General features: G+C 71.1%; 19 protein-coding genes. 9 read left to right on the top strand and 10 right to left on the bottom strand.

What is annotated here, in order from left to right; all coding sequences use genetic code 11:
- The first annotated feature begins 49 nt into the window (after positions 1–49).
- Entirely contained in the window at positions 50–2,731 is a 2,682-nt protein-coding gene (locus tag ACZ68L_RS35760) for a WD40 repeat domain-containing protein (RefSeq protein ID WP_469585817.1), read from the top strand.
- 201 nt (positions 2,732–2,932) lie between these two features.
- Entirely contained in the window at positions 2,933–4,234 is a 1,302-nt protein-coding gene (locus tag ACZ68L_RS35755) for a transcriptional regulator (protein ID WP_469585814.1), read from the top strand.
- 47 nt (positions 4,235–4,281) lie between these two features.
- Here ACZ68L_RS35755 and ACZ68L_RS35750 read toward each other — a convergent pair whose 3' ends face one another.
- From ACZ68L_RS35750 to ACZ68L_RS35710, 9 genes are all read right to left on the bottom strand, one after another.
- Complete coding sequence (locus ACZ68L_RS35750; RefSeq protein ID WP_469585812.1) at positions 4,282–4,872, bottom strand: nitroreductase family protein; 591 nt, start codon at positions 4,870–4,872, stop codon at positions 4,282–4,284.
- A complete protein-coding gene (locus ACZ68L_RS35745) occupies positions 4,869–6,146 on the bottom strand; it encodes a cation:proton antiporter (protein ID WP_469585809.1) in 1,278 nt (425 codons plus the stop codon). The genes ACZ68L_RS35750 and ACZ68L_RS35745 overlap by 4 nt, the downstream gene beginning before the upstream one ends.
- Positions 6,147–6,257: 111 nt before the next feature.
- Positions 6,258–7,130: a dimethylarginine dimethylaminohydrolase family protein gene (locus tag ACZ68L_RS35740; protein ID WP_469585806.1), complete on the bottom strand. Its 873-nt coding sequence runs from the start codon at positions 7,128–7,130 to the stop codon at positions 6,258–6,260.
- A 123-nt stretch (positions 7,131–7,253) separates the two neighbouring features.
- Positions 7,254–7,694, bottom strand: a complete 441-nt coding sequence (locus tag ACZ68L_RS35735; RefSeq protein WP_469585803.1) for a GFA family protein — start codon at positions 7,692–7,694, stop codon at positions 7,254–7,256.
- Entirely contained in the window at positions 7,694–8,557 is an 864-nt protein-coding gene (locus ACZ68L_RS35730) for a DUF3865 domain-containing protein (RefSeq protein ID WP_469585800.1), read from the bottom strand. The genes ACZ68L_RS35735 and ACZ68L_RS35730 overlap by 1 nt, the downstream gene beginning before the upstream one ends.
- Entirely contained in the window at positions 8,554–9,837 is a 1,284-nt protein-coding gene (locus tag ACZ68L_RS35725) for a hypothetical protein (protein WP_469585797.1), read from the bottom strand. Before ACZ68L_RS35725 ends, ACZ68L_RS35730 begins: the two co-directional genes overlap by 4 nt.
- 67 nt (positions 9,838–9,904) lie before the next feature.
- Positions 9,905–11,035 carry an inosamine-phosphate amidinotransferase 1 gene (locus tag ACZ68L_RS35720; RefSeq protein ID WP_469585795.1) on the bottom strand — a complete coding sequence of 377 codons (1,131 nt, stop codon included), beginning with the start codon at positions 11,033–11,035 and terminating at the stop codon, positions 9,905–9,907.
- Positions 11,036–11,143: 108 nt separating this feature from the next.
- The gene (locus tag ACZ68L_RS35715) at positions 11,144–12,223 is read right to left on the bottom strand and encodes a fatty acid desaturase family protein (protein WP_469585793.1); all 1,080 of its coding nucleotides are present in this window, start codon (positions 12,221–12,223) and stop codon (positions 11,144–11,146) included.
- Positions 12,224–12,339: 116 nt separating this feature from the next.
- Positions 12,340–12,474, bottom strand: coding sequence for a hypothetical protein (locus ACZ68L_RS35710; protein ID WP_469585791.1), 135 nt, complete (start codon positions 12,472–12,474; stop codon positions 12,340–12,342).
- Between the two features lie 424 nt (positions 12,475–12,898).
- Here ACZ68L_RS35710 and ACZ68L_RS35705 point away from each other — a divergent pair, with 424 nt between their 5' ends.
- The 4 genes from ACZ68L_RS35705 to ACZ68L_RS35690 all read left to right on the top strand — a co-directional run bounded on the left by ACZ68L_RS35705 (position 12,899) and on the right by ACZ68L_RS35690 (position 16,661).
- The gene (locus ACZ68L_RS35705) at positions 12,899–13,792 is read left to right on the top strand and encodes an amino acid--tRNA ligase-related protein (RefSeq protein ID WP_469585789.1); all 894 of its coding nucleotides are present in this window, start codon (positions 12,899–12,901) and stop codon (positions 13,790–13,792) included.
- A 26-nt stretch (positions 13,793–13,818) separates the two neighbouring features.
- Complete coding sequence (locus tag ACZ68L_RS35700) at positions 13,819–14,736, top strand: TauD/TfdA dioxygenase family protein (protein WP_469585787.1); 918 nt, start codon at positions 13,819–13,821, stop codon at positions 14,734–14,736.
- A gap of 9 nt (positions 14,737–14,745) precedes the next feature.
- The gene (locus ACZ68L_RS35695; RefSeq protein WP_469585785.1) at positions 14,746–15,879 is read left to right on the top strand and encodes a hypothetical protein; all 1,134 of its coding nucleotides are present in this window, start codon (positions 14,746–14,748) and stop codon (positions 15,877–15,879) included.
- A 191-nt stretch (positions 15,880–16,070) separates the two neighbouring features.
- Positions 16,071–16,661, top strand: coding sequence for an NUDIX domain-containing protein (locus ACZ68L_RS35690; RefSeq protein WP_469585783.1), 591 nt, complete (start codon positions 16,071–16,073; stop codon positions 16,659–16,661).
- 309 nt (positions 16,662–16,970) lie between these two features.
- Here ACZ68L_RS35690 and ACZ68L_RS35685 read toward each other — a convergent pair whose 3' ends face one another.
- Positions 16,971–17,471 carry a GNAT family N-acetyltransferase gene (locus ACZ68L_RS35685; protein WP_469585782.1) on the bottom strand — a complete coding sequence of 167 codons (501 nt, stop codon included), beginning with the start codon at positions 17,469–17,471 and terminating at the stop codon, positions 16,971–16,973.
- Positions 17,472–17,776: 305 nt separating this feature from the next.
- On the opposite strand from ACZ68L_RS35685, the gene ACZ68L_RS35680 reads away from it, so the two are divergent.
- The 3 genes from ACZ68L_RS35680 to ACZ68L_RS35670 all read left to right on the top strand — a co-directional run bounded on the left by ACZ68L_RS35680 (position 17,777) and on the right by ACZ68L_RS35670 (position 19,828).
- Positions 17,777–18,193, top strand: coding sequence for an NUDIX domain-containing protein (locus tag ACZ68L_RS35680; RefSeq protein ID WP_469585780.1), 417 nt, complete (start codon positions 17,777–17,779; stop codon positions 18,191–18,193).
- Positions 18,194–18,302: 109 nt separating this feature from the next.
- Positions 18,303–19,268 (top strand): phosphotransferase family protein, encoded by a 966-nt coding sequence (locus ACZ68L_RS35675; protein ID WP_469585777.1) that lies wholly within the window; start codon positions 18,303–18,305, stop codon positions 19,266–19,268.
- Complete coding sequence (locus tag ACZ68L_RS35670) at positions 19,268–19,828, top strand: NUDIX domain-containing protein (RefSeq protein ID WP_469585775.1); 561 nt, start codon at positions 19,268–19,270, stop codon at positions 19,826–19,828. The genes ACZ68L_RS35675 and ACZ68L_RS35670 overlap by 1 nt, the downstream gene beginning before the upstream one ends.
- The last annotated feature ends 164 nt before the right edge of the window (positions 19,829–19,992 follow it).

The following is a 19,992-nucleotide window of genomic DNA, read 5'->3' as shown; positions in this document are numbered from 1 at the left end:
CGCAGGAACAGAGCAATTTCACGCCTACTTAGGAAGGCCATTGCACAGCATGCCCAATAACGTTCTGAGTCCAGATGCCCTCTCCCAGATAGACCGGTTGAAGGGCCGGATACCCGAGGGGTTCCAGCCCCGCGAGTGGGTGGTGCGCACTCCTGTGGGCATGCACCCGGTGCCCCCCGCGGTGCAGGCCCTGCTCGCGGTGGAGTGGCCGTCGCGGCAACGCCTCATCTTCGATTGCGAGTTCGGGTGGGAAGTCCACCTGGGTGCGCACTGTGAAGTCGAGGCCGGCCTGGTCAAGGAAGAGAATCCCCGGGCCTGGTACGCGATCGGCTTCGACGAGGGGCAGAGGTACCTCCTCGTCGATCTCGCCAAGACGGCTGGCACCACCTTCCGGGTCTACCGGGTGGACCACGAGGGTGGAGAGGAATCGGGCAACGGCCTCCAACTTTCCGCTCTGCTTTCGGAACTGCGGGCGGCAAGCGACCACTTCGACTTCCCCGCCGGGACCGACCGGCGGCCTGGAGGAACCCGGCTCACGGTCGATGCACACACACTCGTCCACGCCCGCCCGGACGAGCTCCTGCCGCTCCTGGACCACGTCACCTCGGTCGAAGAACGGCTGGCCGCCGTTGTCTACCGCACGTCCGTCGACCGACACCGCGACAGCGACCCGGTGGCACGCCGCCAGGTCCTGGCCCTGGACGCCGCGCGCTGGGGAGCGGGCGAGTTGGCCGGTTCGATTGCCGCCGTCCCGGTCGCTGAGGCACCCCCGGAGCCATGGACGGTTGAGTGGGCCACCGGGGGCCAGCTCGACCCGCGCTTGCGTGCGCGGTACGGCGTCGGCAGCATCCAGGTGACCGCCGTAGTCCAGGGCCGGTCCGTCCTGGTCGCGGTGGACACGTCGGAGCTGCACGTCATCGACCTCGCCACGGGCGCCACCGTCGTCAAGGCACGCCTAAAATCGCCGCAGAGATTCCGAGCCCTTGCTGTCACCAAGGCGGGCGGCCGCTGGATCGCCGTCACCGGTGCCGCCTGTGTCGGCTGGTGCGATGACGACGGGTGCGGCGGGTGCGGCGGACGCATCGAGCGTTGGAGCCTCACCGACGGCACCCCGACCGGCGCGCCTATCACCGGACACCTGGGGAGCGTGCGGGCAGTGGCGGTGGCCTCCGTGGCCGGCAAGCAGGTCATTGTCAGCGGCGGCGGCGACCGCGTACTGCGCATGTGGGACCTGGAGACAGGAGCCCCGCTCAACGCCCCGTTCGCGGAGGCACCGGACATCGACGAGAGCGGCGCCATCGCCGCGATCGCCGTCGGCGAGGCGGACGGCCGCCCCATCGCGGTCACCGGAGCAGAGGACGGCACCGGCCTGGTATGGGACCTCGAAAGCGGCGGGGCCCTGGGACGGCCCCTCACCTCGGACGACCCCGACCGTGTGGACGCCTGGATCTCCCACGCTGCCATCGGCCGGGTCGACGGCCGGCCCACCGTGGTGACCAGTGGCGACGACAAGCTGCGTCTGTGGGATCCGCAGACCGGGATGCAGCTCGGCGACGCGCTCGGCGAGAGCTGTGTCAGATCCGCGGTCGCCGAGATCGACGGCCAAAGCGTGGTCGTGACCGCCAGTTACAGGGGCGTCGTCAGAGTGTGGGACCTCCATGACCGGCGTGTTGTCCGCGGGCCCGTCTCGGTCCTCTCAGGCTCGGACGGCTACGTCGACGCGCTGAGCACGGCGCTCGTGTACGGACGCGTGGTGGTTCTGGTCAGCACGCAAGGGCGCACGGTCGTGGTGGACCTGGAGGCCGCTCCCGTCCCCGGCGAGAGGCCCCGCCGGGGGCACGCCGACGAAATCACCGCCGTCGCTGTGGGCGACTCAGATTCGGGAGCGCATCTGGTCACCGGCAGCCGCGCCGATGCCGCCCGGGTGTGGAACCTAGACGACGGCACCGAGCTGCACGATCTGCATACCGTCAAGTCGGCCGGCATCAACACGGTCGCTGCGACGCGTCTCGGCGGCCGGCCCGCGGTCGTGACGGCCGAGGCCCGCAAACTGCGGGTGTGGGACCCGTCCACCGGTGAGCTCACGCGCACGATCCAAGTGGGCGGCCGGGATGGCCATCAGGTGCTGGGCATGTCTGTCCTCGACCGCGGCCACCGTACGGTGGGGTTCACTGCCGGATACGACGGCCGGGTGCTGGGATGGGACCTGGCCGAAGGCGGCCCGGCCGGGCTGCCCCCGCTGACCGGGCACGCCGATTACATCAAGGCGGCCCTGCCCATGACAGTGGGAGACCAGCTCGTGGTCGCGGTCACCGACCTCGACACCGTGCGGATCTGGGATCCGGCCTCCGGCAAGATATCGCGCACCCTCCGACACGAGGGGAAGGTCGAGCGCATGACGGTCCTGGACTCGGCCGCGCGCCAGCTCCTGATCACCGCGTGCCACGCCACACTCCACATCTGGGACCCTGCAACTGCGGAGCGCTTGGGCTCCATCCCCACCGGCGACACCGTGTGCGCCCTGTCCGCAGCCGAGATCGACGGGCAGTCCCTGGTGGCCGTCGGAGGCTACCGGCGAACCGTGCGGCTGTGGGACGCAGCGACGTGCCAGCAGGTGGGGTCCACTCTCACTCTCCCCGAGGACGTCGGCGCGCTTGCCCTGGCCCCCGGAGGTCGCCTGGCCGTCGCCTTCGGACCGGACATCGCCCTGCTCTCGTGGGGGGCTGCATGACCGTTCCCAGTGCGTCGGGTGCACGTTCTACGGCACTGCGGCGGCAAGCGCGGTATCAGAGGCGGGGCGGGCGCGTACCGCAGCGCCCAGGGTTCCCGGCGCCACCGCAAGAGGACCCTCGCCCAGCCGGTCCGGGGTCGGCATGCGTGGACTGACGGCCACCCAGATCCCGGGGACAGTCGCGTGAGCGGGGCGGCGTCAGTGCGCGGCGCATCGAAGAAGAACGTCGATCTCGAACGGATCGTGCTGGAGGAGCTCAAGTGGTCGATGTCAGGGTTCGCCACGAGGATCCGCGAGCGCTGTGCGGCTACCGGCCATCCCCGGTCTGTAAGCAAGAGCACGGTGTCGCGATGGTTCGCCGGCGCGGAGCCGGGGCCGGATCTGGCGGCTGCGGCGTGCTACGTCCTGAGCCGGGCGTGCAAGCGCCAGGTGACTCCTGAGAGCTTGGGGTGGCCGTCCGAGGACATGGATGTCGCCGAACAGGCGCTCCAGTACGGCGATCTGAAGCATGCGGTGCGGATGCTGCGGCGGCTGTGGCAGATGGACGCCATGCCCAGGAGTGCAGCGGTACGGAGGATGCCCTTCGCGGCGACGCCATCCGCGGTCGAGGCTCTGGTGATGCGGCCTGACACGGAGATTGCCAGGCGCGGGCAGCGGCGGGTGACCGTGGCGGACATCGAGCTCCTGGACGCGCACACCGACCTGTACGGCAGGACGGACGCCCGGCACGGAGGCGGGCAGTTCCGCTCCGTGTTCGCCGCCTTCCTCGCCGCTCACACCGTTCCGCTGCTCGAAGGGGGCTTCAACGCCGGGCGTGGCCGGCTGCTGTACGGCAGCGTCGCCGACGCGGTGCTCGCGCTGGCGAGCATGGCCTACGACGACCAACTGCCGGGCCTGGCCCAGCGCTACGACCTGCAGGCGATGCGGCTGGCGCAGGCGATCGGGGATCGCGGTCGCCTGGCGCGCGGCTGCATTCACCAGGCCCGGTTGGCGGCGGTGCGTGGTGACGGCCGGGAGGTGCTGACCCATGCCCGCAGCGCGGTGGTCGCGGCGACTGGCGCGCCGGCGCTGGTGCGGGCCTACGTTGCGGTGACGGAGGCGAGGGCGTGGGCCTACAACGGTGACGGCGGCCAGTGCCGGGGGGCGGTGGAGCGGGCGCGTGCCGCGTTCGACCGGGCCGGGCGCGGGTCGGACCCGAGGTGGCTGGCGTGGCTGGACCGCCCGGAGTTGGAGGGGCAGGCTGCGTGGGCGTTGGCGATGGCCGGGCTGGCCGAGGAGGGCGAGGAGGCTCTGAAGGTGGCGATGGGCCTGCCGCCGGAGCGAACGCGCGACAGTGTGGAGTTGCTGATCACCGGTGCGGAGCTGGCGCGGCTGCGCGGCGACCGGGCCGAGTGGGAGGAGTCGCTGGCGAGGGCAAAGACGGCCACTCAGTACCTCAAAAGTCGGCGCCTGGCGCGGCGCCTGGCCGATGCCGCCGCGGGCGGCCCACTCCACGCCTTCTGAGCACAGTCGGGCCGGACCGGCGCGAACCGGTCGATGACGGAGCGGGTTCAGAGTGCGGTGTCGTCGAGCCAGGTGAGCTTGGAGCGGACGTCGGCGGCGACGCGAGTTCGGGGCGCCTCGCCGGGGACGGGGGTTCCGACGTACAGGTAGCCGAGAAGCACCTCGTCGTCGCCGACGCCGAGGTGCTTGCGGACTTGCGGCGCGTCCGGGTACGGGCCGCCGAACCAGATGCCGCCCCAGCCGCGGATGTCGAGGAGCAGCAGCAGCGTGGTGGCCATTGCGGACGTCGCGGCCAGCTGCTCCCAGCGTGGGATGGTCGGATGGTCGCGGGGCTGGAAGACGAGGGCGAGCATCAGCGGCGCGCGCAGGTGTTTGGCGGCGATCCTCTCGGCCAAGTCCGCGGTGGGTGCGGCCTCGGCGGCGGCTTCACCGAGCCGGACGCGGGCGGCGCCGCAGATCGCGATCACGCGCCAGGGGCGCAGCTGCCCGTGGTCGGGCGCGGTGGCCGCGGCCGCCAGGAGGTCGAGGAGTTCGTCCGGGCCGGGGGCGGGCGCGGCGAGGCGGATGGTGCTGCGCCGGGTGCGGATCGCTGTCTCGACGTCGCGGGCGGCTGTCCGTTCGGCGGGAGCGGTGGTCATCGGGCTGCCCCCGGGCCCTCGGGCAGCACGGTGACCGGCTCGCTGGCGGCCGGGGTGGTGAGGTCGGGGGCGTTGCGGGTGAGTCGGTCGAGCAGGGGCGCGGTGGCGGCGGTGGTCACGACGGCCATGAGGACCATGATCGTGAACAGGTTTGTGGAGATGACGCCGAGTTGAAGGCCGATGCCGAGGACGACGATCTCGGTGATCCCGCGGCAGTTCATCAGGGTGCCCATCAGCGCCGACCATCGCCAGTCGCAGCCGGCGAGCCGGGCCGCCCCGGCGGCGCCGACCCACTTGCCTGTCACGGCGACGGCCAGGACGAGCGCCGCCCAGCCCCACTGACCGGCCGGGAGAGCGGCAAGGTCGGTGTGCAGCCCGATGTCGACGAAGAAGAGGGGCAGCAGCACCGGGACGACCACCGCTTGGAGGCGGGCGGCGCTGCGTTCGACGGCCGTCACCCCGCGCGGCACGGTCGCGCCGACCAGGAACGCGCCGATCGCGGGGTGGACGCCGATCCGGTCGGTGGCCCACGCGGCCAGGAGCAGCCCAGCAACCAGCAGCACCGTCACCAGGTCGTCGGAGGTGCGGGCGGCGCGCTCCAGCATCCGCTTCACGAGGGGGCGCGCCGCCGCGAGTGCGGCGGTGAGCGCGGCGGCCAGGGCGAGGGCGGTGAGTGCATCCAGCGGGGAACCGGCGGTGGCCAGGGAGGTGACGGCGATGAGCAGGCACCAGGCGAGGGCGTCGTCTGCGGCGGTGCACGCGAGCGCGAAGGTGCCCAGGCGGGTGGTGGCCAGGCCGCGGTCGGTAAGGATCCGCGCGAGGACGGGGAACGCCGTGATGGACAGTGCGGTGGCGACGAATAGGACGAACGGGAGGCGTTGCACTCCGGTCGGTGCGAGGGCCGGGTACATCGCGTTAGCGAGGCCGGCGCCCAGCACGAGGGGCAGCAGGATGCTGCCGGCGGCGACGGAGGCCACGGCACGGCGGGTGTCCCGCATGGAGCGCAGGTCGAGTTCGAGGCCGACGAGGAAGAGGAAGACCAGCAGAGCGAGGTTGCCGAGCACGGAGGTGAATGGCAGGACGGCAGGCGGCAGTAGTGCGTGCTGGATGCCGGGGGCGAGCCAGCCGAGGAGGGAGGGGCCGAGGAGGATACCGACGGCCATCTCGCCGATGACGGGCGGCTGGCCGAGGCGGCGGGCGGCCCAGCCTCCGGCTTGGCAGGCCAGCACGACGGTGGGGACGGCGACGAGTATGAGCGAGAGGGGACTGGACATCGCAGGGGTCCTCCGGGGGACGGCGGCGAGGGGCGGCGGGCGTGCGCGAGCGGCCCGGCAGCGCGGGGTGGGCGAGCCGGGTGCGGGCAGCTTCGAGAAGGCGGGCGGGGGTCAGGTGCGCAGCAGGGGCAGGGTGGTGCAGCGCAGAGAGCCGGGGATGCGGGTGACCTCGTCGTAGTCGACGGTCAGGACCTCGAGTCCGCGGGCGGCCAGGGCGGCGGCGATGCGGTCGCTGCCGGTGGCGACCACGAGCGTCCCGGGCGTGATGGCCAGGACGTTGACCTGGACCGCGCGGGCCTCGGCGTCGGTGACCGGGACGAGGTCATCGAAGTGGGCGTCGAACCAGCGGTTCTGGTCGCTGCTGAACACCTCGCGGTGGATGAGGGCGGTGCCGGGCGCGACCACGGCGAGGTGGTCGTCGAGGTGCACGATCCCCTCGACCGCGAAGTGCACGGCGACGACCTCGCGGTCGACGCCGTGCCGGGCGAGGGCCTCCTGGAGGGCGGCCGCACCCTCGAGGCTGGTCTCCTCGCTCAGGCCGACGAGGACGCGGGCGGTGTCGGGGAGCAGGACATCACCGCCCTCGATCGTGCCACGCTCAAGGGCGACGGGCCGCAGTCCGAGCGCGGGGTCGGTGAGGGCCTCGGTCTCGGGAACGCGGTGCGGGGAGTTCAGGCGGGCCCAGACCAGGACGTGGTCGACGGCGAAGGCGATGTCGCGGGGGTAGTGCTGGGCGGAGCAGCCCGGCGCAGCGGTGAGCAGGACTACCTCGGTTCCGCGATCGCGCAACAGACCGATCAGCTGGTCCTGTTGGGCGCGGACGGCGGCGGGATCGTAGGAGGCCCAGGTGCTGGTGGCCTGCTGGCGGGCGAGGACCGGGTGGACATCGGGGCCGTCCAGGGGGCGGGTGAAGTCGCCGGCGTGGCGCATGGCCACCCGCTTCAGGGCTCCGTACTCGGTGGTGACATGGACGTCGCAGCGCACGGGTCCTCCTGGGGTCGGTGCGGGGCGCGGTGGTACGCGGGGTGGAGGCGGTCCCGGCACGGCCCGGTGTGGGCCTGCGGGGGCGGGCGCTGTCGGGCGCGGCCGCCCCCGCAGGGTCCGGGGTCAGCCGGCCACAGCGGGCTGGGGGTCGCACTGGGCGAGCCAGGGGGCGGCCTCTGCGACTCGGTTGAGGTTGGTGGGGACCAGGGCCGAGTCGGTGCCGTAGTGGTCGAGGGCGGTGACGAGGATGCCGATGATCGTGTCGTCACCGTAGTCGCGGGCGGCGATGTGGCTGCCGCATCCGCCGCAGAAGCCACGGGCGGTCTTGCCGGGGTAGGTGTCGTACCAGGTCGGCTCGCCGCCCTCGCCGATCCACTTCAGTCCGGTCATCGGGAACCCGACCCACCACTGGAACGGCGCGCCGGCGCGCTTGGCGCAGTGCCCGCAGTTGCACAAGTGCGGGTCGTCCACCGGGCCGGTGACGGTGAAGCGGATCTTCCCGCACAGGCAGCCGCCGGAGCGGACCTCGGGGTCGGAGCCGGTGGTGGCGACAGTCTCAGACACTAGTTCAATTCCCTTGCGCGGTAGGTCAGTTGGGTCCACCAGTGTGCCATCGCGGTGAAGATCTGCAGGAAGCCCTCCAGGGTCTGCGGCAGGTCGAGGTGGAAGAGGTCACTCTGACGGATGAACCGGGCCAGGCCCTCGATGTGGGCCTCTTCCACGCTCATGCCGCCGATCTGGGCGGCCTCGTGGTCCTCGTCGAGGTGGAGCCGGTAGTAGTAGTCGAGGTTCTTCAGCGCTGCGCCGCTGGCCCCGGTGGTCAGCTCGCCGTACCGGTTGGTGATGTCCCGCAGGATCTCGGTCTCGGCGACGGCAACTCCCTCGGTGGCGTAGTAGCCGCCGGCGATGAGGCCGGTCATGTGGGAGTTCACGAGGACCTGGTGCTGGAGGACCAGCTTGGCGGTCTCGTCGGCGGGGACGTGGCCGTTGACGAGCAGGCCGAGGTCGGCGAGCAGTGCGCGGGTGTAGAGGATGTAGTGGGCGGGGACCTTGCCGGGCTCGCCGCCCTCCTCCAGGAAGTTGCGGTCGAACTCGTGCCCGAGGGCGGGGCAGGAGCCGTAGACCTGCTGGGCGGCCAGTCGCAGGAACTGGGCGTTGTGCCGGGCGAAGACGGCGAGCTCGGCAATGTACATGCGGGCCTGGGCCACGGTGAGCGTGTTGAGGCCGACCAGTGTGCGGATCTGCCGGTAGATCGTGTCGATCATGGGCTTGAGGTGCTTGTCGACGAGGTCGTCGCCGCTGTTGCGCTTGCCTTGGATGGTGGCGTGGATGTAGCTGCGGGTTTCCGGGTTCTCCCGCAGGTACGCCTCGACGAGGCTGGTTCCGCGCAGGGTGTCGAGCGTGGGCGCGGGCGTGGTGGTGGTCACTCGGTCTCCTCGGGCGTGGTGGTGACGGTCAGGCCGCCGGTGGCGCCGAGCATGCGGATCGCGGCAATCACCTGCGGGTCGTCGGGGAGGGTGGCCGTGCCGTCGTTGAGTCGCTCGACCAGGTCGGGGGTGAGGACGGCGGGGTCGGCCGTCGTCTCGCAGCTGCGGAGGAACGTCTGCTCGCCGGTGACCATCAGCCGGTAGGGGGCGCGGACCGCGACGCTCGTGCCAGGCACGAGGGAGGCCGCGGCGAACGCGGCGGCGGCCTCGTCGCGGGCGAGGTCGTGGTCGGTCTGCTGCCAGCCGCCGTTGCTGAGGACGGTGTACCAGCGCTGGTGGGCGTGCGCCTGGGCGGCGGTCAGCGCCTGCTGGGCGGCGGCGGTGAACGCGGCGGCGGTCACTTCGCTCAGGCGGCGGGCGAGCTCATCGGGGCCGGCAGTCAGCGGATGCATCGGGGACGGCCTGCCGGCGTCGGTGTCGGGCTCGCTGACCAGCAGGGCGCCGAGCAGGTCCGGTGCGATCCAGCCCCGGGCGATCGCGGCGTCGGGGAAGGTGTAGAGGGGGATGGCGACGGAGACGCTGAACTCGCTCTGCCGGCCGACGTGGAAGACACGCTCGGGCAGGAACAGCGCGTCGCCGGGCTCCAGGGCGAAGTGCTCGCCGTGGTCCAGGAGCCACGTGTAGTCGCCGAGCAGCGGGTCGCTGCCGCCGGTGAGCTTGCGGTACTCCTCGGCCGGCCAGCAGTAGAAGTCCTTGGTGCCGGGCCCGTAGTGGGTGAGGAAGGCGTTCTCGTAGCCCTCGTGGATGCCGAACGCGGTTCCGCTGTAGTTGCCGACGAAGGCGACCAGCTCGACGCCGCCGGCCGGGACGCCCCACCCGTCGATCAGCGCGCCGACGAACTCACCCAGGCCCTCGGCCAGCGGGGGGCTGACGCTCTCCAGGGTGTTGAGGACCAGGCTGAACCGCTCAGCGCCGACCTGCTTCTGCATCCATGCGGGGAAGCCGTCATCCGGCCAGCCGTCGGCGGACAGCACCGTGTCGACCAGGTCCGGGCGTTCCTCCTCGCCCACGTACACCCGGGCGTTCGCGGTGATCTCCACCCCGGCCGCGTGGGCGCGCCGGATGGCGGCGAAGCCGTCCAGGACAGCGTCGGCGTTCGCCGCCGAGGCGGGGACGACGCCCTTGAACAGGTACGGGCGGGTCATGCTGGCGGTCTTCTCGGGCAGGGTGTCGGTCCAAAATGTGCGGGGCGGGGGCCACGCTCCAATGCTGCTGCTCATGGCGTACTCCTTCGGGTTCGGGCCGCGCGGGCGCGGCCGGATGGACGTGTACGGTGCGGGCCAGGCGTCAGGCCGCGAGGTAGTCCTCGGGGCCGCCGTCGCGGACGGTGTCGAGGGTGAAGCAGTGGTGCCCGCCGCCGAAGAGCCTGCGGTGCCGGTGCTTGACCGGGACGACGGTGAAGCCGCGCTGCTCCAGCACCTCGATCAGCTCCGGGTAGAGGGAGTTGACGACCACCGTGTTCTCGTCCACCGACAGGACGTTGATGTCGATGTACCGGGACGCGGTGGGGATCACGAACCCGAACTCGTCGTAGTCCTGCTCGGGCACCGTGCTCGGCGGCGGGTAGATCGCCTCCCAGCCGCGCATCGCCTCCGGCAGGAACTCCAGGTACTGCGGGGAGCGCAGCAGCATCAGGCCCGGGCGCAGCGGGACGACGATGGAGTCGACGTGGTTGTCGGCGATCCCCGGCAGCCGGTGTAGGCGCAGGTCGGGGAAGTTGCGGTTCAACCACCGGTAGGCGAGCTCGTGGTTGTGGTTGGCGACGTTGACCAGCACGTCACGGCCCAGGCGGATGCACTGCGCGCCGTCGAAGGCCATCTCCAGGCCCAGGCCGTCGATCGGCAGGGCCGCCTCGTCGGCCATCGCCGTATTGACGTCGATGCCCTGCTGGTCGAAGTAGGCGGTGTCGAGGGAGCCGGCGGCGAGCGCGGGGCGCGGCATGGACAGCCAGTTCGAGCCCTGCTCGAAGTAGCGGTTGAAGTGGGGCTTGAGATGGTCGTTCTCGAAGACACGGCCCCGGATGTGCGGAGCGGTTTCCACGATCGTCTCCCCGACGATGACCGCGTTGTCGCGGACGTTCAGCGGCGGCGTCGCGCCGCTGGTCCACCAGGGGGAGGACACCTGGACGTTCTTGCCCGGGGCGGAGGGGCGCAGCACGCGCACCCCGCAGCCGGCGAGGGCATCGGCGAAGCCGGCGACGTCCTCGTTGAGCTCGTCGACGATCTGCTGCGGGATCGACAGCTGCCGCTGGCCTTCGGGCAGGTGGGGGGCGACGTTCTCGAAGTAGAACAGCCGCCAGGTCGGGTCGGCGTCGTGGGCGGTGTAGTGGTCGGCGCGGCCGACGATGACCTCGCGCAACCGGGTGAAGTCGTCGAAGCTGTGCACCCCCGCGAGCGGGGCGAACTGAGGCTGGGTCATGGGTGGCCGCCTCCTCGGCGGCGGGTGCCGGCACGGCCCGGGCGGACAGGGGGCGCCGCCCGGACGGCACTACGGCAGGCCGGTCGTGGACAGGAAGAAGGGGGTCGGTCAGGCGGCCGTACGCTCGGCGGTCACGGCCTGCTGGGGTGCGGGTTGGGAGGTGAGGCGGGTGATGATGTCCTCGATCACGCACGGCACCTGGGGGGTGGAGCGGCGGCGGAAGAAGTAGCCGGAGCACCACGGCACCTCGTCGAAGCGCTCCAGGCGCTCGGAGAGGAGGGCGGTGGCCTCGGGCAGGCGCCGCCAGGGGATCTTGGGGCACCAGTGGTGCACCGGGTGGTGCATGTCGTCGAGGTGGCCGCCGAGCAGGTGCCGGGTGAGCCAGTGCGAGGACCAGCCGCGGGTCTGCAGCAGCACGTCGTCGCGGTTCTGGATCAGTCCGGCGTGGTTGCCGAGGTCGGTGATCCAGGTGACCACCGGCCGGACGAACACCAGCGGGACCAGCCAGTACAACAGTAGTTCGCCGAGGACGCCGAAGGACCAGCACACGAGGGCGACGCCCGCCCACAGCACCGCGCGGGCGGCCGGCGCCCACCGGCTCTCCCGCGGGCCGCGGGTCAGCAGCACCCGCAGCGCCGACGTCGGCAGCCTCCACAGCGCGGCCTTGACGATCACCCGCAGTACGAACCCGGTCCGGCTCGTCGGCGCCCGGACGGTGTGAAGGCGCCCGGCCCGGTACGACTGGAACATCGGGTCGGCTCCGCTGCCCAACTGCGCGTGGTGCACCGCGTGGGTGGCCCGGTAGGGCCGCAGCCCCTCGCCGAGCATCCCGGTCAGCAGGTACCCCACCAGGCGGTTGCCGCGCGCGGTGACCAGCAGTTTCGCGTGGACGCACTCGTGCGCCAGATTCGAAAGGTGCCGCTGGCGCACCCCGATGTACAGCACCGCGAGCAGCGGCCCGACGATGTGCCCGACCAGGGAGCCGACGAATGCCGCCGTGACGATCGCGCCGACGTCGTACGCGACGTCCCGCAGGCCGACACTCGGAGCGCCGCACAGGCCCTCCAGCTCGCCGATCAGCCTCGGGCCCAGCGCCTGCCGGACCGGACCGGACGCGCCGGTCGAGTGCCGGGTGCGCCTCGGTGTCTTCTCACGCCGGCGTACCGACCACCGGCTGGGCCTGCCCATCTGCTCTCCTTGGGACATCACTGCACTGGAACGGGACATTGGCCTTCCGCGAACTGCTGTTGGTGGGGCGGGGCGCCCCGCCCCACCAACAGGTCAGCCGATCAGGACGATCGGGGTCAGGCGGCGGCGCCGGGGCGCATGCCGAGCTTCACGCCCGGGCGCATGCCGAGCTTCACGGCGGCCGCGCCGGGCCGCATGCCGAGCTTGACGCCCGCGCCGGGGCGCATGCCGAGCTTCAGGGTGTCGTCCATGTGCTCTCCTCTCGGGCCGCGGGCATGCCGCGGCCACGCGTGGTGAATCGGATGGTCGAGCCAGAAATGAGCGCGGCTCGAAGAAGCCGGCCGGGCGCTGGTGAAGCCGTCGCGCCGAGTGGCCGTGCCATCACGCTAGGGCCGCACCAGGGGCACCGGCAACGGGTTGTGGCGTTGCGCCTGGTGCGCCGGGGCGTTGCGTACCCGTTGCGTCCACCTTGTCGCTGACCTGGGAAAACGCGACTTCGTGCCGCTCAAATCGCGGCCATCTGCCGCGCACCGGCCGAACGGCCCGATGCGCGCGGTCTTCTGCGCGTCGGCGGCGTACGGCTACCTTGAGGCGCTCCGAGGAGGCCGAGCCACCCAGGCCGCTTCTATAGTCGCCAACTCCCTTTCCCTGTAACCGAGTTGTAAGGAAGCATGCATGTCCGCACTGTCCGGTCCCATCCGCGCCAAGGCCCATGTCCTGCACGGCCTGCGGGCCCTCTTGCACGAGGAGGGCTTCACCGAGGTCGTCACCCCCGTCGCGCGCCGCGCCGACCTCGGGCCCGGCCGCCGCATACCCGCCGGCCTCCACGAAGGCCGGTACCTGCGCGCGATGATCGGCCCGGCACTGCGCGTCAACGTGAGCGCAGACCTCCCGCGGGTGTACGAGATCGGCCCGTGCTTCCGGCCCGAGTCCCCGGACGCCCTCCATGCCGCCGAGTTCACGATGCTCGACCTGTACGCCGCGCACCTCGGCTTCGAGGACCTGATCGACCTCGCCTGGCGCCTGGTCGGCCCTCACCTGCCCTCCTACACCCCCGAGCGGCTCTCGATCGCCGACCACGTCCGCGACGAGTTCGGCATCGACCTGCACACCGAGCCCATCGGTGACCTCCACCCGCGCATGGCCGCCCGGATCGGCGTGGACGCGGGTGAGCCGTTCCGCGACGTCCTCGGTCGCTACATCGCCCTCGAACTCGAGGCCGGCACGGTGGGCCGCGCGGTGTTCCTGACCGACTACCCGACCGGCGGCGACGAGCCGTGCGCCCGCCTGTCCCCCGGTGCCACCGCCGTCCTGGAGCGGTTCGAGCTGATCGTCGACGGCATCGAGCTCGTCCACGGCTACACCGACGAGACGGACCGAAGCGCCTTCACCGAACGGGCCAAGGCCGTCGGGCTCTACGACGACGAGCAGCAGCTCGCCCAGGAAGCCGTCGAGGCCGGGGCCGTACCCGCGGACACCGCCGGCCTCGGCATCGGCATCGAGCGGCTGTGCGCCGCCTCCACCGGACTGCGCGACATCACCCCGTTCCTCCAGTCCCCGCAGTTCTGACCCGGCCCCTGCCCTCCGGAGGCACGATGGACCTGGCGATCACCCCGCTGCCCGGCGGATTCGGCGCCCGCGTCGAGACCGACCTCGCCCGCACGACCAGCCCCGCCACGGCGCGCGCTCTCACCGACGCCCTGCACCGCCACCGCGTGCTGGTCCTGCCCGACCAGCACCTCAACCACGCCGACCTGCTCGCCGCCGCCTCCCTGTTCGGCACCGTCGACACCGCCACCGACCGCCGCTACACCGTCCCCGGCTTCCCCGGCCTCACCGTCATCTCCAACATCCACCAAGACGGCATGCCGATCGGCATCTACGACGGCGACCAGGAGGAGGAGTGGCACGCCGACAACAGCTTCAAGCCGCAGTTGACCGCCGCCACCCTGCTGTACTCGGTCATCACCCCCGCCGAGGGCGGCGAGACCCGTTTCGCCGACGCCACCCGCGCCTACGCCGACCTGCCGGCGAGCCTCCGGGCCCAGGTCGACGACCTGAGCGCCGTCCACTCCGTCCAGCACCTCGCGGCGCAGCAGGCCGACGCCGCCGACGGCCTCTCCTCCACCCAGGCCGGCGCCTTCGCCCAACTACCCGTGGTCACCCACCCGCTCGCCCCCGTCCACCCCTCCACCGGTGCCCGCGCGCTCCTGCTCGGCTCCATGGTCATCCCCCGCGTGGAGGGACTGCCCGAGGCTGACGGCCGGGCTCTGCTGGCCGACCTCCTAGCCCACACCACCGGTCCCGGTTACCTCTACACCCACCGCTGGAGGCAGGGCGACCTGGTCGTCTGGGACAACCTCGCCGTCCTGCACACCGCCTCCCCCTGCGACAGCTCACATCACCCGCGGCTGCTGGTGCGCGCCGCTGTCCGCCAGCCGACACGCCGCCCCGGTCCCTCCGACGGGGGAATCCCCGCCGAGTCGCCCGCCTCCGGATCGAACCGGCACTAGGGTGATCGAATGAGTTCCCAAGTGCCCATGAAAGACCGGGCATTGAACCCGGACCGGATCGCCCGGATCGGGCGCGAGATGCAGGCAGCCTGCCTCGGCTTCGACGCCGCCTCTTTCACCGCCCAGGTCACCGCCGACCTCCCCCGCCTGGAACTCAAGGCCCGCATCGCCCGCACCGCCGAAGGCCTTCACCAACACCTGCCCGTCACCGGGCCAGCCGCCCTCGACACCGTGCTGCGCTCTCTGCCGGCCTCCCCGGAGGCCGCCGGCGCGGACACCGACTTCGGCCTGTACATCTACGCCCCGCACTCCGCCTACGTCGCCGCCCACCACCTCCACACGGACTACCTCAACCAGTCCTTCGCCGCGCTCGCCGCCCTCACCCCGTACTTCTCCGCCGAGGACGCCGTCCACACCTTCCTCAGCACCTACCCCGAGCAGACACTGGCTGTCGCCACCACGTGGGCCGCCGCCTCCGATCACCGGGTGCGGCGGCTGGCCAGCGAGGCCCTCCGCCCTCACCTGCCCTGGTCCGTTGGCGCCAGCCTGCCCGTCGACACCGCTCTTCCGCTGCTCGACGTGCTGTACGCCGACAGCAGCCGCTTCGTGACCACGTCGGTCGCCAACCACCTACGCGACATCGCCCGCACCCACCCCGAACAAGTCCTCGCCACTCTGACCAGGTGGCGCACCGAAGGACGAGCCACGGTCAAGGAACTCGCCTTCATCACCCGCGGGGCACTCAAGACCCGGCTCAAGGCCGGGTGGGAACCCGCCTACACCCTGACCGGCTACGACCCCCAAGCTGCCGTCAGCGTCAGCTCCCTCCGCCTGCCCCACACCGAATACCGGCTCGGCGACGGTCTCGCCTTCGAAGCCGAGCTCACCGCCCCCACCGACACCCCGGTACACGTCATGTACGTCCTGACCCGCACCGACCCCGGCACCCCGGCCGGGGAGAATGTCGCCCACCTCACCCGTACCACCGTCAAGGCGGGCGCACCACTGCGCCTGGCCAAAACCCACCCCCTGAAGTCCACCGGCACCGCCGCCCTCGCCCCAGGCAGCTACCACCTCGCCCTCCAGGTCAACGGCCGCCGCCACCCCCCGGCGCTGCTCCGCATCACCAACCGCCCGGCCTGACCAGGACGGCTCCGCCGCGCACAGAGCCCGGCGTCGTCAGGACCACCGCACGACCGCCTTGGGCTTCATGCCCTCGGACACGGCCTACTCCGGGCCATTGAGTGCCCGCCGCGCTCCGCCGGACGGGCGGGGCCGCACCAAGCAACCTTGTGCCTCCTGCTGGCACACCACGGTCAGAAGGAGGAGTCAGCATGATCGACGGCTGGAACACGGTTACGTCGACCGTCCAGTACACGGGAGTCCGGGTGGTGGTGCGCCGCGACGCGGTCCGGCGCTCCGACCAGAGCCTGGGGACCTACGAGTACACGGAATCCGTCGACGGCGTGCGGGTCGTGGCGCTCGACGACCGGGGCCGGATTGCCCTGGTGGAGGAGAACGTCTACGTGTGCGGTCAGCGGCTGCTGATGTGCCCCGGTGGCGGATGCGAGCCCGGCGAGAACCCGCTGGCGGCCGCGCACCGAGAACTGGACGAGGAGGCCGGCATCCGCGCCGCCGAGGTCGAGCTGCTGACGATGATGTGGCGCATGCCCGCCGGCGCACGTACCCGTGAGCACCTCTACCTCGCCCGGGGCCTGAACACCGGCGAGCACCACCGGGACGCGAGCGAGGCCGACATGGAGCTGCGCTGGGTCGCGCTGGAGCAGGCGGTGGCGATGTGCGGCGACGGCCGGATCACCGAGGCCGGTACCCTCGCGGCGGTCTTGCTGACCGCGCAGCGCACCACCGCCTGGTCCCGCTCGCTCGCCACGGGCGCCAACGATGGCCCGGTGCCGGGCCCGTGACCGGAGGTGCGGCCCGGGGCGCGACACCGCGCGCATGAAGGTGCCCGCGTGTAGGCGGCCACGACGGGCCCGCGTTCATCGTCCATGCTGCATACCCCGATCTCGCCATTCCCGCTTTCGCTGTGTCCTGCTGAGCCTGCCCCCATCGGCTCACGAATGCTGTCCCTCGAACGGGTGAGTACGTCGGCGACCGGCCATCTTGATCGTGTCCCACCGGGCGGTCCCCTCCTCATCGTCAGCCCACGGGCGGATGCCGTCGTTGCCGGCGGGCGAGTCGACCAGAGCCGCCCCGGCGGACGCTGCAGCGTCTTACAGATCCTTGCGAAGCGCTCGGTTGACGTCAGGGATTCTGTCGGGCCGGTACGAGGTGATCGGCACGTATCCCTGAGCGCGGTAGAGCGCCAGGGCCGCGGTGTTGGCGACGCCGGTCTCCAACTGCGTGGACGTGGCGCCCCTGAGTTTCGCGTCGGCTTCCAGACGCAGCAGGATCTCCCGTCCCAAGGACTGGGCGCGGGCTTCGGGGCGGACGTACATCCGTTTGATCTCGGCGGTCTGCGTGCCCAGGAATCGCCACCCGCCGCACCCGAGCGCGTGGCCTTCTTCGTCTTGCACCAGCAGGAACAGCCCGCGCGGGGGCGCGAACTGGGAGACGGGGGTATCGGCAGGATCGTCAGGATCGTCAGCGAAGCCGTACATCGAGCGCTGTTCGTCGTGAAGCCCCAGCAGAAGCTGTTGAACTCCCGGGTCGTCGTACGGAGCGGGAGTCATCGTCCACGCGGACTGGAGACCTGGACGGGCGGTATGTGTCATGGCCCTGATAGTGCCCGGTCCACGGTGTCCAGGACATCGCTTCGCCCGGCGGATCGCAGGGGCCGAGTCTCGCTGCGAGGGTCTCGATGTCCGGGGTGAGGACTCCGGTGTGTGCGAGATAGATACCGTGCAGAACGGCAGACACCGACCAGATTCACCAGCTTCGTAGCGCCTCCGAGACGAGCCATCATCGCCGCCAGCACGGACGGGTGACCGTCCGGAGCGTCGTTCGGATCTGCGGCGGTGCGCCAGGGCCGCCCGCTCTGCAGACGACCGTCCGATATCGTCGGCGGATGGATACACGCGTGACCGGCATCGTCATGCAGCAAGGCAGGCTTCTGGTGCTGGACCAGGACACCGAAGGGCCCAGAAACTGGTCCTTGCCCGGAGGTAAAGCCGAGGACGGCGAAACGCTGGAGCAGGCACTGGTCAGGGAAATGCGTGAGGAGACCGGCGCCGACGTGGAAGTGGGCCGGCTGCTGTATGTGTGTGACAACACTGATGCTGGTGTCCTGCACATCACGTTCGAGGTCCGCCTCGTGGGCGGGGAGATCGGGTCCGTTAAGGAGGATGCGGACACACGGCCGATCCGAGGTGTCGAATTCGTTGCGCTGGAGAACCTGCCGGCCCTCGGATTCAGCAACCAGTTCGTAGAGTTGTGCCAGAACGGGTTTCCCGGAGCCGGGGCGTATATGGGGCCGAAGTCCGCCATCGGGCTGTGAGCTGGCGGGCGAACCTGGCCGCATCCCGTGCTCCTTCGAAGCCTCGGCCGTCGCCAGTGCAGAGGTCGACGACCTCATCATCACCAGCCACCGCCCCCGGAGCCACCCCGTGATCCACCGTCGTGACATCAGCGACATCACCGCCCAGGCCGAGCAACAGCTCCTGGCCGCCCATGGCCTCGGCCCCGATGATCTCCTCGCCGTCGGCACCGAAGCCAAGGTCTACTCCCTCGGCGCTGACCAAGTGCTGAAGGTGTACGCCGACCCCGACGGCACCCAGGCCGCCCGGCTGCAGACCCTGAGCAGCTTTTACGACCGGCTCGACCGCGATGGCATGCCCTACGCGCTGCCCGTCATCCACTCCGTCGAGCGGCACGGACCGCTGCTGGCCACGCGCGAAGCGCGCCTTGCAGGACGTCCAATGGGCGAGGTCAGCGACCTGACCTCGCCCGAATGCGAGGCCCTCTACCTCGACGCCGTCACAGCCCTCGGCACCCTGTCCCTGCCCGGCGGCCTCGGGCACCGCATGCTCCTGGCCGACCCCGGAACACCAGGCGCCAAACCCGGGCTCAGCTGGCACCCGTTCCTCTCCGAAATGCTCGACGCCAAGCTCACCACCGTCGCCCAGGCCCTGACCGCGGATGTCCCCCGCCTCGACTCCGTAGTCAAGGAACTGCGGTATCTGCTGGCCGACGCCTACACCGGGCCCGAGACCGTCGTCCACGGCGACCTCTACCCCGATAACCTCCTGCTCGACGACACACAAAGGGTCTCCGCGGTCATCGACTTCGGCACCTTCACCATGACCGGTGACCCGCTCTACGACATCGCCGGAGCCTGCGTCTACTACCGCCAGTACGGCCCCGACCGGCTCCCCACCTGGCGACGCCTGCTCGACCAGGCCGCCGAACGCGTCCCTAGCAGCCGCGCCCCTCTCCTGCGCGCGTACGCCGAAGTCATCGCCATCCTTTCCTGCGACCTGTACCCGGAGGACGACCGGCCGATCCAGGCCACCGGCCACTACCAGTGGGCCGTCGCCGTCCTGCGCGACCTCAACTGGAGGACGACACTCTGATGGCCTTTCCACCCCAACTCGACCCCAAGGCAGGCGCATGGCTCCCACCCGAGCAGTACGTCCAGACCCTGCCCCGAGCGACCTCCTACGCGTGCCTGTACCTGCGGAACGCAAACGGCCTGCCCCTCCTCCTCCGCTCCCGGATCTACCAAGCCGTCAGCAACAGGCAGCTCTGGCAGTTCCCCGGCGGAAACCTCGACCACGAGGAGTCCCCCCGCACCGCCGCCGTCAGAGAGACTAGGGAGGAAACCGGGCTCACCCGGCGGTGCGGCCGCCTCTTGGCCATACACTGCCTCCCGCCCGAGCCCTCGTGGCCCGCCGCCAAGCACGGATACGTGTTCGACGGAGGCATCCTGAGCCCAGCTAACATAGCCGCCATCCGGCTCGACCCCGCCGAGCACACCGAATGGGCCGCCCGCCCACTGACGGAATGGGAACCCGTGCTACCACCACGGGCGTTCGACCGGCTACGCAGAGTCGACGAGGCCACCCGCACCAGTGCCACCGCTTACATCGAGCACACCCCCGACGACTCCGGTCCTGACGGAACGAGCCCCTAGACCGGCCCGCCGGCACTTCACGGGACCCACCTCATCTCCGTCGCCGCTGGATCGGACATGGTCATGGAGGTCACGCGGCCCGACTCTCGGTTGTACAGTCCCCCGCCGTGTGCGGGCGGGTCGGTGTGTGGTGGCGCTGAGACACAGGGTAGTTCTTTAATGCT

It is taken from the genome of Streptomyces sp. NPDC104309 (assembly GCF_055584025.1).
The sequence above is the reverse complement of the archived record's forward strand: the minus strand, read 5'-3'. Positions and strand labels throughout refer to the sequence as shown.